At 63.0% G+C, this 13,667-nt stretch carries 11 protein-coding genes; 6 read left to right on the top strand and 5 right to left on the bottom strand.

What is annotated here, in order from left to right; all coding sequences use genetic code 11:
* Nucleotides 1-61: 61 nt before the first annotated feature.
* The 5 genes from RM543_RS12760 (at nt 62) to RM543_RS12740 (ending at nt 6,214) form a co-directional block, all read left to right on the top strand.
* On the top strand, nt 62-628 hold the full coding sequence (locus RM543_RS12760) for a hypothetical protein (RefSeq protein WP_311692229.1): 567 nt from the start codon (nt 62-64) through the stop codon (nt 626-628).
* A 1-nt stretch (nt 629) separates the two neighbouring features.
* The gene (locus RM543_RS12755; protein ID WP_311692227.1) at nt 630-2,240 is read left to right on the top strand and encodes a tripartite tricarboxylate transporter permease; all 1,611 of its coding nucleotides are present in this window, start codon (nt 630-632) and stop codon (nt 2,238-2,240) included.
* Entirely contained in the window at nt 2,237-3,067 is an 831-nt protein-coding gene (locus tag RM543_RS12750; RefSeq protein ID WP_311692224.1) for a universal stress protein, read from the top strand. Before RM543_RS12755 ends, RM543_RS12750 begins: the two co-directional genes overlap by 4 nt.
* A 115-nt stretch (nt 3,068-3,182) precedes the next feature.
* Nucleotides 3,183-4,601: an FAD-binding oxidoreductase gene (locus RM543_RS12745; RefSeq protein ID WP_311692222.1), complete on the top strand. Its 1,419-nt coding sequence runs from the start codon at nt 3,183-3,185 to the stop codon at nt 4,599-4,601.
* A gap of 2 nt (nt 4,602-4,603) precedes the next feature.
* Entirely contained in the window at nt 4,604-6,214 is a 1,611-nt protein-coding gene (locus RM543_RS12740) for an alkaline phosphatase family protein (protein WP_311692220.1), read from the top strand.
* Between the two features lie 522 nt (nt 6,215-6,736).
* Here the strand turns inward: RM543_RS12740 and RM543_RS12735 are convergent.
* On the bottom strand, nt 6,737-7,411 hold the full coding sequence (locus RM543_RS12735; RefSeq protein ID WP_311693354.1) for an SEC-C domain-containing protein: 675 nt from the start codon (nt 7,409-7,411) through the stop codon (nt 6,737-6,739).
* On the bottom strand, nt 7,408-8,517 hold the full coding sequence (locus RM543_RS12730; RefSeq protein ID WP_311692218.1) for a cyclic GMP-AMP synthase DncV-like nucleotidyltransferase: 1,110 nt from the start codon (nt 8,515-8,517) through the stop codon (nt 7,408-7,410). Before RM543_RS12730 ends, RM543_RS12735 begins: the two co-directional genes overlap by 4 nt.
* A gap of 92 nt (nt 8,518-8,609) precedes the next feature.
* Here RM543_RS12730 and RM543_RS12725 point away from each other — a divergent pair, with 92 nt between their 5' ends.
* Nucleotides 8,610-9,362 (top strand): Cap15 family cyclic dinucleotide receptor domain-containing protein, encoded by a 753-nt coding sequence (locus tag RM543_RS12725; RefSeq protein WP_311692216.1) that lies wholly within the window; start codon nt 8,610-8,612, stop codon nt 9,360-9,362.
* 182 nt (nt 9,363-9,544) lie between these two features.
* Here the strand turns inward: RM543_RS12725 and RM543_RS12720 are convergent, their stop codons facing one another.
* The 3 genes from RM543_RS12720 to RM543_RS12710 form a co-directional block, all read right to left on the bottom strand.
* A complete protein-coding gene (locus tag RM543_RS12720) occupies nt 9,545-12,445 on the bottom strand; it encodes a UvrD-helicase domain-containing protein (protein WP_311692214.1) in 2,901 nt (966 codons plus the stop codon).
* 145 nt (nt 12,446-12,590) lie between these two features.
* The gene (locus RM543_RS12715; protein ID WP_311692212.1) at nt 12,591-12,728 is read right to left on the bottom strand and encodes a hypothetical protein; all 138 of its coding nucleotides are present in this window, start codon (nt 12,726-12,728) and stop codon (nt 12,591-12,593) included.
* A gap of 122 nt (nt 12,729-12,850) precedes the next feature.
* Nucleotides 12,851-13,225 (bottom strand): hypothetical protein, encoded by a 375-nt coding sequence (locus RM543_RS12710; protein ID WP_311692210.1) that lies wholly within the window; start codon nt 13,223-13,225, stop codon nt 12,851-12,853.
* Nucleotides 13,226-13,667: the final 442 nt, after the last annotated feature.

The raw sequence follows: 13,667 nt of genomic DNA, 5'->3' as shown, positions 1-13,667 counted from the left end.
TTCGGCCGGAGCGCGCAGCGGTCCGGCCAGCTTACATCGCATCCCTGCCTGAGAGGCTCCCATGTCTGATCGGCGTTCCGAACTCGTGCTCGCGACCGTGATCGCAGCACTCTCCGCCCTCACGCTCTTCGTCTGGATTCCCGCCGACATCGACACCGGGATGATCGAAACCTTCCGGCGCCAGACCTTCATCGGCGACGCGTTCCTTCCCGCCCTTTCGGCAGCCGGGATGATGCTTTGCGCGCTGATCCAGCTCGTGACCGTCTGGCGCCGCGCGGCGAGCGATCGGCCCGGCCCTGTGCTCGATGGCACGACACTCGCCTTCTTCGTCGGCTTCGCGGTCATCGTCGCCGTGTCGCTCGCGACGATGTTCTGGCTCGGGGCTGCAGTCTGGGACGTGCTGGGTGACGGCGAACGCACCTACCGCGAGATGCGCGGCACGGCGCCCTGGAAATACCTCGGTTTCGCCTTCGGCGGAACGGCCCTCGTCTGGGGCACGATTTCCCTGATCGAGGGCCGCGTCAGCGCCAAGAGGCTCCTTGCTGCCGCACTCTTCGTGACCGCCCTGATCGCGATCTTCGATCTGCCATTCGACTCGATCCTGCTGCCGCCGAACGGAGATTGGTGAGATGGATCCGCTCGAATACGTCTGGGCCGGCGTGCTTGCCGTCTTCCTGGGGCCGGAGGCCTTCTCGATCCTCGGTGTCGGCATCCCCATGACGGTGCTGATGGTCGCCGGCGGCTTTCTCGTCGGCATCGTCGGCGGCGCCACACCGGGGCTCGCCGGACCGTTCCTCATGGCGGTCGCGCTGCCGATCCTGTTGTCGGTATTCGGCTTCACGCCCGATGCGCTCTTGCCGGTGCTGGGCTTTCTCATCGGCGTGATGAAGGGCGCGACGGTCGGTGGCGCGGTGCCCGCGATCCTGTTCAACACGCCCGGCACGCCGGACGCGATGCTGACCACGCTCGACGGCTTTCCGATGGCAAAGAAGGGCGAGGCCGACAGGGCATTGCGTACGGCGCATTTCGCCAGCGTCTCGGGCGACACGTTCTCCGACCTGGTTCTGTTCACCTGCGCCCCGTTCCTCGCCATCGTGGTCGAGGCCTATCTCGGCTTCAATGAGAAGGCGGCGCTGATCATCCTCTCGCTCAGCTTCGTCGCGGCAGTGGTGGGATCGTCTCCGATGAAGGGGCTGATCTCGGGCTTCCTGGGTCTGTTCATCGCCTCGATCGCGACGGGGCAGGACAATTATCCGCGCCTCTCCCTGGGCACAGAGACAATGCAGTCCGGCGTGCCGCTCATCACCGCGGTGCTCGGCGTCCTGATCCTGGGCGAAGTGCTTGTCGCGTTCGAGGAAATGTATCGCGCGCGCAACCGGACCACGATTGCCACGTCCGACGGACCGCAATTCAAATCTGGACGCCTCTCGTTTGCCGACCGACGCCGCCTGATGCCGTTCATCTCGATCTCGGCTGTCATCGGCACGATCGTCGGCGCCTTGCCCGGCATCGGCTCCACCCTCGCGGCGACGCTCGGCTATGCCACCGGCGAGCGGATGCACAAAGGGCCGGTCCCCTTCGGCAAGGGGACGCCCGAAGGCATCGCCGCGACCGAAGCGGCGAACAGTTCCGTGTCCGGCTCGAACCTGATCCCGGTTCTCTCGCTCGGCATTCCCGGCAACGTCGCCGCCGTCTTCCTGATCCTCGCGGCGGAATCGATTGGCGGCTTCAATCCGGGCCCCTCCGTGTTTCGCTTTACTACCGAGCAGGTGAACCCCGAACTGGTGATCGCATTCGGCCTCTTCACCGCTATGATGTTCGCTAACATCCTGAATTGGTTCACCGGTGCCCATATCATGCGCGCCTGCGGAGTGATGTCGCGGGTGCCGCGCCAGGTGCTGTTGCCGATGGTGCTGCTGGTGACGCTGGCCGCGATCTACGTGCAGGAAACCAACTTCGGCGTCCTCTATTTCGCGCTCGCCTTCGCCGTGCTCGGCTACCTGATGCGCAAGCTTCGGGTGCCGACCCTGCCCTTCGTGATCTCCTTCATCCTTGCGGCCAATCTCGAAGAGGCGCTGCGGCAGGCCTTCGCGGTCTCGAATGCCGACCCGTTCTTCCTGTTCAAAAGCCCGCTCTCGGTGGTCTTTCTGGTGCTGTCGGTCGTTGTGGTGGTGTTCTTCTCGCGGCCCAGAAGGGAACCATCAGAGCCTACGAACGGCTCGGACCGGAGGTCGACATGAGCGTCCGCAACATTCTCGTCGCCTTTAACGCGACCGAAAGCTCGGACGCCGCACTCGGTGCGGCGCTGCAGATGCAGGAGAAATACGGAGCGCATCTGACCGGACTCTATGCGCATACCGGCCGGATCGAGCGATTGCGTCATCAAGACTGGGTCCCGGAGAATATGCGTCATCTTCTGGGGAACCTCGCCTCGGAGGATGAGGGCCAGGTCGAGGCTGCGTTTCGCAAGACGGTCGGCGCTCGTGTGCCCGGCGAGCGGCTGCACTGGATTTCTCAAGAAGGCCGCTCGGACACCACGGTGGCCGATTACGGCCGTCTCTTCGATATCACCGTCGTCGGGCGCTACGATACCGTGCTCGCGAACCGCGAGATCGAGCTGCACCCGGACCGGATCGCACTTCGCAGCGGCCGCCCGGTGCTGGTGGTTCCGCGCGGATGGGCCCCCGAGCGCATTCACGAGCATGCAGTTGTCGCCTGGGACGGCAGCCGCGCCTCGGCCCGCGCCGTGGCAGACGCGATGCAGATTCTCGAAACCAAGACCCGCGTCACCGTGCTTCGCGTGGCGAGCCGCAACCTTACGCCTGCGTTGCCGGGGATCGACGTCGAGATGGCCCTCGCCCGTCATGGCGTTCCGGTCGACAGCGTGACCGCCGATGCCGGGCGCCAGAGCGTCGGCGAAGTCATCCTGCAGCAATGCATGAACCTCTCGGCGGGCCTTCTGGTCATGGGGGCCTTCGAGCGCAGCGTGTTCCGCGAGGAACTGCTCGGCGGGACGACCCGGCATGTTCTGCAAAACGCGAAGCTTCCGATCCTTTTGGCGCATTGAGGAGAGCACGAATTGCGCAACCTTCTATACGCCCACGATCCGCGCACCCCGTCGCCGATCTTCCCAGGCGCCCGCGTGCAATCGGGCCAAACCGACAGTCAGTGAGGTCCGGACAATGCAGAAATTCGCTGAAATCGTAGGTGTCGCCAACGTGCTGACCGATGCTGCCGACATGGCACCTTACCTGACCGACTGGACCGGGGCGTGGACCGGCGATGCGGCGGCCGTGGTCCGGCCCGGCTCGACCGACGAGGTCGCCGCGCTCGTACTCGCCGCGCGCGAGGCGGAGCTGCCGATCACCGTGCAATCGGGCAATACCTCGGTTGCCGGCGGCAGCGTTCCGGGGGCCGGCAAACCGGGCCTTGTCCTTTCGATGTCGCGTCTCAATCGTATTCGCGAGATCGACTCGGCCGCGCGCACGGCCACGGTCGATGCCGGCGTGGTGATCGAAGCGCTGCAAACCGCGACCGCCGAGCATGGCCTGGACTTCCCCCTGATGTTTGGCGCCCGGGGCACCGCCCAGATCGGCGGCGCGCTCGCGACCAATGCGGGCGGCGCGAACGTCCTGCGCCATGGAAACGCCCGCGACCTCTGTCTCGGCATCGAGGCCGTGCTGCCCTCGGGCGAGGTCGTGAACGGCCTCTCGGGCCTTCGCAAGGACAATACTGGCTACGACCTGCGCCATCTCCTGATGGGCTCCGAGGGCACGCTCGGCATCATCACCGGCGCCGTTCTGAAACTGGTGCCGACCCCGAAGATCCGGGCCGCCGCTTTCGTCGCGCTTTCGGAAATGGACGCGGCACTCGACGTTCTCAACGCGCTGCAGGACGCGACGGGCGGTCTGGTCGAAGCGTTCGAGTGGCTGCCCCGTGAGACCGTCGAGGCGATCCGCGCCCATGACCCGGCCCTGCGCGCGCCGCTCGAGGATGCCGCCGAGACCGGTATCCTGGTCGAGCTTGCTTCGACACGTCCCGACGATGCGGCCACCGACGAGAGCGGCGAGGCACGCCTCCAGTCCCTGATGCTCGCCACGATCGAACCGCTGATGGAACGGGGCCTGATCGTCGATGGGTTCTTCGCGACGTCCGAACAGCAGCGCCTCGACCTCTGGCGCCTGCGCGAGGCCGTGCTCGAAACCATCGTGGCACACGGCCCGTTCGTCGCGCTCGACGTCTCGCTGCCGCTCTCGGCGGTTCCGGAGGTGCTCCGGCAAGCGCAGCCTCTCGCGGAGGAGTCCGGCCTCAAGCCGCTGCTGGTCGGGCATCTGGGCGACGGCAACATCCACTATGCCGTCGTCGCGGCCCCCGGACAGACATGGGACCCGGAGACGGTGCGCAGCTTTTCCGATCGGCTGACCGATCTCGTGACGGCCTACGGCGGCAGCTACAGCGCCGAGCACGGGATCGGCCGGGCGAAGGCCGCGACCCTTGCCAAGCGCAAGGATCCCGCGCAGCTTGCCACGATGCGCGCGATCAAGGCCGCCCTCGATCCCGAGAGCCTGCTGGGTCGCGGAATCCTGTTTAGCGAGGTCTGAGGATGGCAAAGAACATCCTCTTCATCATGTGCGACCAGCTGCGGTTCGACTATCTCGGCTGCACGGGTCACCCGCATATCCGAACCCCCAATATCGACGCGCTCGCCGCCCGCGGCACCCGGTTCGACCGTGCCTACGTCCAGTCCCCGATCTGCGGACCCTCGCGGATGTCGTTCTATACCGGTCGCTACGTCCGATCCCACGGATCGACCTGGAACAATTTCCCTCTCCGGGTCGGGGAGATGACGCTGGGAGATCACCTCGAGCCGCTGGGCGTTCGCACCGCCCTTTGCGGAAAGTCCCACATGGCGGCCGATATCGAGGGCTTGCACCGCCTGGGCCTCGATCCCGAGAGCGGCATCGGCGCGCGGATCGCGGAATGTGGTTTCGAGGTATGGGATCGCCTGGAAGGGCTTCACCCCGATGGTGGCAAGCGCCCCTCCCATTACGAGGATCACCTTCGCGGTCTCGGCTTCGGTGGGCCCAATCCCTGGGAGGAATGGGCAAACTCCGCCGAGAGCGAGGACGGCGAGATCCTTTCGGGCTGGTTGATGCAGCATGCCGACAAACCAGCCCGCCTCGCGGAGCCCGAAAGCGAGACGCCCTACGCCACCACCCGCGCGATGGAGTTCATCGAGGATGCCGGCGACCAGCCCTGGTGCCTGCATCTGAGTTACATCAAGCCGCATTGGCCCTACATCGTGCCCGAGCCCTATCACGGAATGTACGGCCCCGAGCATGTCTTGCCGCCGAACCGCTCGGAGGCGGAGCGCAGCGACCCGCATCCCGTTCTCGACGCCTATTTCCAGCACCGCTTCAGCCGCGCCTTCTCGCGCGATGAGGTTCGCGAGCGAGTGATTCCGGCCTATATGGGCCTGATCACCCAGATCGACGACCAGATCGGACGGCTGATGGCCTGGCTCGACGAGACCGGCAGGGCGAATGACACGTTGATCGTCTTCACCTCGGACCACGGCGATTATCTCGGCGACCATTGGCTGGGCGAGAAAGAGCTGTTCCACGACTGCTCCGTCCGGATCCCGCTGATCGTGGTCGATCCGTCGTCCGCGGCGGACACCACCCGGGGCGCGGTGCTCGACCATCTCGTCGAGGCGATCGACCTCGCCCCGACATTCGTCGACTGGGCAGGTGGCGAACCCCGCCCGCATGTCCTCGAAGGCCGCTCGCTGCTGCCGCTGCTGCGTAGCGAGGACGTCTCATGGCGAGGCGTCGTGATCAGCGAATACGACTACTCGGTCCGCCGTGCGAGGCGGATCCTGAACCAACCGATAGACGATTGCCGGCTGGTGATGATTTTCGACGGGCGCTGGAAGTTCATCCATGCCGAGGGCTTTCGCCCGATGCTGTTCGATCTCGAGTCCGACCCGCAGGAATGTCGCGATCTCGGCGCCGATCCCCGGTTTGCGTCCGAACGCGAGAGACTATACGAAATCATGAACCTCTGGGCCCGCCGGCATCACAACCGGGTCACAGTCAGCGATGAGGCGATCGCGAAGCGTGCCGACGGCGAATTGCGGCGGGGCTACGTCATCGGGTTTTGGGACCAAGGCGAACTCGAAGAGGCGCGTGCGCTTGGGGCGAGTGGAAACTGAGCTCTGCGGGTCAGAGCAGCAATGCAAACGAGCAGGCTGCTCGCGCCATCATCTCCAGCTTGCCAGGACCGTGCAATTCCAAGGCACCTGCACGTAACGAATTCGACTTGATGTCGACGTGAGAAAAGTTCAGTCGCCGCTTTTCGTTTTTTTCATTTTTTGATTTAAACTGTATCTGAAGAATAACTTATCGATATCCAGTGAATGTGAAGAACGGCCTGCCGACCTCCCGATGTGGGAAGAGCAGTCGTTCAAGAGGGTTTCAGTAAGTCGCGCGCAAACGGCCGGATCCACAGCTGCAACGCGGCAGCAAAATTTTCCACGCCGCAGCGAAATTTTTGCTGCGAGCGCGCGCAGCGAGAATTTGGCACTTCCCCAACGGGCTCGAAGCCGACCTTCGCTGCGCCGAAGGGCCAGGTGCCCGGCCGCCCCTCGCGCAGGGTCGCTCCCGGCCCGAAGCTGCCTTTGGTTTGGTGCAATGTGAAAGTCTGCTACACTTCGGCACCCGAAATGAGCAGACCGTTATGATTTCTTCGTGGGAGCAATCGAGCGATACATTTTCGTGGCGATGGCGGGCGGTATCTTCCGACGCAGGTGATCGAGGTCTTTCCCGTGACATTTGCGGAGACGTAGCCCGCTCCCGCAGGGGCATAATGCATGGCCTTTGATCGCCTGGTGCGAGAGTAGCTTCAGGTATTCAGAGATGGTCTTTTCATCTAGGGCAATTCCGAGCAGATCCCCGTATGCTTCTAAGACACCGAGCTTTCCGTGGGCCCTTTCGCCGAATGGCCACACACCATGGGTCTCGTAATATGTCTGGCTCACGAAATAGTCGTGCATCGGTCCAGTAAGCAAGGTCGCGAACCGGTGGTCCGAGGCGGTTAAGAGCCACTCTTCCCAGACACCTAAACAACAATTTCCGTCTTTTGGAAAAACGTGACGGTCGGCGGTCCGGGGAATACGGCCACCTTCTTCGAAGACCGCTGGCTCTTCGATTGGGAAGCCCGCTGTAACCCCTGCCTTGATCTGGTAGGAGTCAAACACGCCATTGGGGGTATCTGTCGGCCCATCTTTACCGTAGACTAAGAACCGTCCCTCAAGAATGATGAGACGGTCTATCCTGGCAACGGATAGCTCGGGTTGATGCTCGGCTACCGCTTGCTGGACCTCAGAATAGAATTCCTCCGTAATCGTCACTTCGACCAAGGTTTGCCGCCACCTCCGCTTTCTTTCCGGGCACTCACTGCCGCCTCCATCCGTGAATTCTTCTCGCTGTCAGATAGGGCAGCCGCAGCCTGCGAGGCCAAAAATGGCGCGGCCAGTCCCGCTGCCCCGAGCGCGCTCTTTTTCTCCAAGAATGCAGAAGCACTGTTTACCGCGTCCTGGGTCGATTCTTCGAAGAATCTGTGGCGGAAGACGGTCTTCCAGACCTTGTTGGCATCAGTATCCGTCGCGTCTTCGGCGTCGAGCGTATCGAGTTCTTTCACCGACCCTTTCGCCTGATCGATCAGACGTCCGATCCGGTCGGTGTCCTTGTTATCGGAGACCTGGATGCCATTGGCGTAAACTGGCGAATACTTGGACCGGTTTGACAGCGCCCGGAGCGTCTCCCGGAAGGCCTTGTCGTCGCGGCCATCCACGGAACTGTAGGCTTCGATGAAGAGGGCAGTGGCGACAAGGCCGCCGGGAAATTTCCTGTTCAGCCGGCTGGAATGGGTCTTCGAGAAGAACTTGCCAAGGCGGATGATACGGCGGAGCTGGTAGCTTCCCGACGTCTCCGGGCTCTTAGCCGAAACCGTTGTCTCGATCCACTTGTTCATCGCCGCAGGATCAGAACCAACCCATTCGTCCCCCGACGACAGTTCGTACTTCCAACCCACTTCGGACCATCTACGGCGGAAGACGGGGAAGTCGCACTGATACCCGTTCGCATATACGACGCGGACGCACTTTTTCTTTGTTTCCGGGGCGTTCTTGAGATTGGTCGCCTTACGGGCGATGGAGTCCCTGACCCAATTACGGGTCGTCCTCGGCCCGCCGGCATCGCCCTCTTCGAACACCACCCCAAGGTCGATGTCGTAGCGGCTCTCCTGATCGTTCTCGGGCGGCTGCGTCATAGTCTTCTGCGCGTAGCCCCCCTGGTTAATGGTCTCGGCAAGTGACGGCTTGTTGGTCTCTTCCAGCCCCTTCTTGATCCGCTCAAGGTTGGTTTCGCGCCGACGCCGCATATCGCCCCGCTGGTCGTTCGTCAGCCTAACGTGGCCTTGATGAAACTTGGAAATTCGCTTCGAGAAATCATACATCTTGCGCCCTCACTCTGCCGTAGGGTTAAATGTGGGGTGTGCGGCTCAACCGTTCAAGGGCCAAAGCCGACGTTCGAAACGGAGAACGAATCGTGTATCCACTACTGCCTTGGAAATGGATCGGGGGCGGCCTCACTCTGGTCACGATGGTCGCCGTCTACGCCGGCGAAGTGCAGCGATTGACCGGGGTGCCGATACCGGATCGATATGTCGTTCGCTACCTGCCTCTCGGGGTGCTGCTCATCCTTGGCGGCTTCTTTGGTCCGACCTGCTATTGGGCGCCCTGGCGCATTCTGTGGCGCTGGATTCCGAAGCTGAACGACTTGTTCCCCGATCTGAACGGAGTCTGGGTGGGTAGCACCAGTTCCAACTGGCCGACCATCAAGAGGTTAGTCGAGGCAGCGCAATCCGACGACAGGACGACGGAGCAGGAGCTCCACGACCTGCCCGAGCAACAGGACGCCATGGCGGTGAGGTTCACTAACTCGCTCTTCAAATTGCAGATGCGAGCTGGCTTGAGTTCCACCAACGGAGAGTCCTTTTCGATTACTGCGAAGCCATGGAGGAACCAGAATACCGGGCGGATACATCTGTCATATGTTTACCGGCAGCAGACACCAAACCACGCGATCACCGACGAGCAGGCGCACCTCGGCGCCGCAGACCTGGAACTGGTCACCGAGGACTATCGCCGTGCAGAAGGGACCTACTGGACGAGGCGCGCCTGGCGGACTGGACGAAACACGGCTGGCATCTTGGAGCTTTCAAAGGTGACTGCGAAGGAGGGCTACGAAAAGTCGCTTCAGCATTATGCGCAAGAACACAAACCAATCTTCGCGAAATAGTGGAGCGTTGCGTTTGGGGCTGACGGTGGGAGAACACCGAACCGACCGTTCGTTGAGCGTGCAGCAAAGGGCGGCCGCCCCTCGCGTCGTTGCTAACCGGACGGTTGCGCCGCGTTCGAGCGTCATCTCAGGCTTGTCTTGGCCAAAGCGCTGCCCGGCTAGCCACTTGTTCGCTTGCCGACTTAGCGTTTCTTCTTCGACTTTCCGGTGCAATCCGGGAAGCGAACGCAGCCCAGGAAGGTCCCGTATCGTCCTTTGCGATCAACGAGCCAGCCGTCGGTGCATTCCGGACATGGCGCCTGGACGGCTCCGCACTCCCCGCAAATCTTTTCGCCTTTTAGCCCCTTGCGAACCGGAAGCCCGGTGCCGCAAGCGGGACAGGCGGGCATGCGGTTGCCGCAGTGCTTGATGTGCTCGCAGCGGTACCAGCCTGGGCCATCGCTGCCGGGCATGAACAGCAGGCGCCCCTCGCACTGCGCGCAGGTGTGGGTGCGCTCCTGGGCCTCTCTTGGGCCGGCGACGTCATAGGCGGGATTTTTCAGCAGCTCCGTTACGAATGCTGAAGGGCGGGCCTCGGACGACAGGATCGTGACCGTTCGTCGCGCGCGGGTCATGGCGACATACATCACGCGGCGCTCTTCGGCGTTGGCGAAGGGTTCCGCTTCGGGCGAGACAAGGCCGAGAAGCGGGTCGTCGACGATCATCGATGGAAAGCCCATGCGTGCGCTGTCGGCGCCGAGCAGCACAACGTGGTCGGCCTCCAGGCCCTTCGAGGCGTGGATGGTCTTGAAGGTGATCGTCAGGTTCGGATGCCGTCGGCGGAGGCTGCGCATGTCGGGCTCGATAAAGCGGTAGCGGCCAAGCAGGAGAACCGTGGTCTTGCGACCGGGAGGAGCAGGCTCTGCCGCCAGAGCTCTCAGGGTGCCCTCCAGCACCTGGTCGCCGGTCTCGCGCCGGGTCCATGCAACCCGGATCGCGGGATGCTCTGCCTCGCCGGCAGGAACAACCGTCTTGGTGATCTGCGCCGGGTTGCAAAGCACGAAGCGCCGGGCAGCCAGGGCAATCTTGTCGACCGACCGGAAAGTCCGTCCGAGGTCCACCGTGCGGTGTACACCTGTGTGGCCGGCGAAGACGCCGCCGAACTCCCGACCGAAGTTGCGCATGATGTGGATGTCGGATCCTGCAAACCGGTAGATGGACTGCCAGTCGTCACCGACAGCAAATATCCTCGCTTCCGCATGCTGGTTCTTGAGTGCCTGGATCAGCCGCGCCCGCCCGGTCGAGATGTCCTGGAATTCGTCGACAAGGATATGGCGGAACGGGCTTTCGTAGCGCCCGCTTTCCACCAGCGAGGTCGCGCGGTTCACCATGTCCTCGAAATCGATGCGTTCGCCCAGCCGGTCCTGGTACTCGCGGTACACCGCCCCGAAGATCTTGAGAAAGGCCTCGCTGCGTTTGCCCATCTTCAGGGTCGCGGCCTTCGTTTCGCAATCACCCAGATGATAGCCGCCGTTCTTGAAGTGCCGCAGGAAGGTCGCGATCAGTGAGGTGAAGCCGTCGACGACACCAAGGGACGTAACGCCGTCGTAGATTTCGAGGGCAGAGCGCGGGCGGAGCGTGACATGCGGAGCGACCTTCTCTGCCAGCGCCTCGAGCAGGCGACCTTCCGCGTTCTCCCAGCTATAGGTTTCTATCAGGATCGTTTCGTGTTCCGCATGGACCTGGCGCTTCCACTCTATGCTTTCCAGGTAGGCATCGCGATCGATGAATGGGGCGGTGGTCAGCTCCTCCGTACCGTCCGGCCGTGTCGTCTTGCGGACGCCGAAATGCTCGAGATAGACGCCGCTCTCCGTGAGCCGGAAGTCCGGCGTGTAGGCGCGCCTGCCGGTCCCGGTCAGCTTGTGCTCGTAGGTCGGCTCGTATTCGTAGGCGATCCCGTTCAGGTACAGCCAGTTGGCGATCATCAGCTCCTCGAAGCTGGCGACGGTGTCGCCCTTCAGGCTTCGCAGATTTCGGCTTTCAACCTCGGAGTACCACTTGTGGGCGGTGTCGTAGTCCCATGCGTTGGGAATGTCGTCGAAGAAGCCGGCGAACCAGCCCACCACGGTTCCTGCGATGTCGGCCATCCGGCTCACGATGTCGCGCAGGATGTCCTTGATCAATTGGAGGAAGGCCTTGTCGTCGGTGGCCGTCGGTGCGAGGGGCGGCTTTTCGCCCTCGACCGTGCCGATGATCTCGTAGGCCAAGGCGTGGAAGGTGCGCGCCATGATCGGCACGCCGCACCGTGCCTCGATGCGCTCGGACATCTCGGTGGCGGCATCCTTGGCAAAGGCAAGGAGCAGAAGCTCATGCGGCTGCCGGATGCCCGCCTTCACAAGATAGGCAGCCTTGGCGGTGATGACCGAGGTCTTGCCCGAACCCGCGCCGGCGAGGACCAGCGTTGCATCCTCGTCGACCACGACGGACAGCCGCTGCTCCGGCGTCAGCGGCATGGACTCGACGGTATCGAAGAACTCTTTCCAGTCCGTCAGCTGCTGGTCGACGAAGGCCGCGATCGCTGCATCGCGGAGTCGCTCTGGATTGCGCGCGAGCTCCATGATCGGAGCTAGCCGCGCCATCGTCTCTTCGCCCAGGGCTGCCGGGGTGAGCTTCTTCAGGACCCGGGCGTCGAGGTCCGCGGCCTGGCTTGCGGCCGCGTCTACCAGGCAGGCGGCGGGATACTTCGCCGGTGCCTTCAATCCTTCGATCGCTGTCAGCACGGCCGCAATCGCGTCGCCTTCCTTGGCAAGCTGGGCAAGATTGTAGCCTGACCAGGCTGTCTCGACAGTTTGAGCGAATGCTCTGGCGGCGGCCTCCTGGACCCCGGGGATTAGAATGCAGGTCTGATTTCCGAGATCCAGAGTGAGTCTGGTGGAGACACGGCCACGCTGCAGGACGGGACGTGCCGCGATCTCCGAGAGGTGGATTCTGGCATGCGCGCCGCCGGACGCCGCAATGGTGTCGTCCTGGAATGCCAGCGCTCGCGGGTGCTTGTGGAAGGGGTCGGACAGGAAGGCGGGCAGTGGGCGCGATATGAGTTTCATCAAAATCCAGAGGTCGAGTTCGGGATTCGACATACCAGACGTACCCCAGGGCGGAAGTGTCCGTTATCAATGGCGAGTGGGGGCTCGCATAGTTGGTTATCGGTCTGCTGGCGCAGGCGGGCTATTCAGGGGAAAGGGCTTTTCATCACATCGGTTCCGGGGAGCGGTCGTCTGACATTCCGGGTATCTCGATGTCCACCTCCCCGAACTCCTGACGCCAGGCTTCGGCGAACCGGGTGACTTCACCTTCCTCACGCGCGTTGACCAGAACGCCGCCAGCCATCTCGGCAACACTCCCATCCCGGAACGTGACGTGGATCCCTGACTTGTCCGAACGCCGCCAGCGCCAGCCCCTGAAACCCGCGTGAAGGAAACGGAGAAGCTGCCGGAGCTGTTGACCGAAGATCAGTCGACCGGGCTGAACATCAGGCCGTGGATATCGGAGATCTGCTGCTTCAAACTGCGGTTCTCCGCCCGGATTTCCTGAAGCTGCCCCGAGATGTCCTTGAGCATCTGTGACAGTACGGCGTTGGTCTCGTTCGCCTGATCCAGGGTTGCGCGGTGCTCGTCGCGCAACTTTGTCGCCTTCCGCAAGTCGTCGGCGATCTTCTGGAGCGCCTCGATCAGGGCTTGGCCCAGTTCGGACATCGGGTGATCGGGGTCGTTTAGCAGACCGAGCAGCGGGAGCAGCTGGTCCACCTTGCCGTCCGTCTTCAGTTGCGTCTGGAGCAGAACTTCCCATTCTTGGGGCACGGTCAGGATCTTCTTGTCGTTTTGCATCGCTGAGGTCTTTCAGTGCTTTCTTGTAGGGCAGAAGGGCCGCGAGAACGATTTGGGCGCTCAGGCGCAGTCGAAGGCGGTGAAGGGCATGTGCATGTGCGAGGCGCCTCTCGAGATGTCGCGGCTCCCACGCCGGCCCCAGCTCGCCTCCGAATATTCGGGCTCCGTCCAAGCTGAACAGGTGGCTCGTCGTCCCATGCGTATTCTGGGTCGTGGTGCGCATGATGGCGGGGGATTGACGTGCCAGGGCACGATCGAGGTCGTCGAGGGTTCTTGGCCGTTCGGTTGGGAAGATGGCCTTAAGGGCCTCGCCCAGCCTTTTCTTGGGTGCAGTCGTCAGCCGACGGGTAATGACCGGTGGGTCGAGGCGCGGGATCTGGGGGTTGAAGTAGTCTGGTACGGGCAAGCCGAGGCGCCGGGCCAGCATCTGGTGATTGCGACT

This window comes from Tropicimonas omnivorans (assembly GCF_031846565.1).
Taxonomy (GTDB): Bacteria; Pseudomonadota; Alphaproteobacteria; order Rhodobacterales; family Rhodobacteraceae; genus Tropicimonas_B; species Tropicimonas_B omnivorans.
Note: the sequence above shows the minus strand (reverse complement) of the source record. Positions and strands in the feature narration are given on the sequence as shown.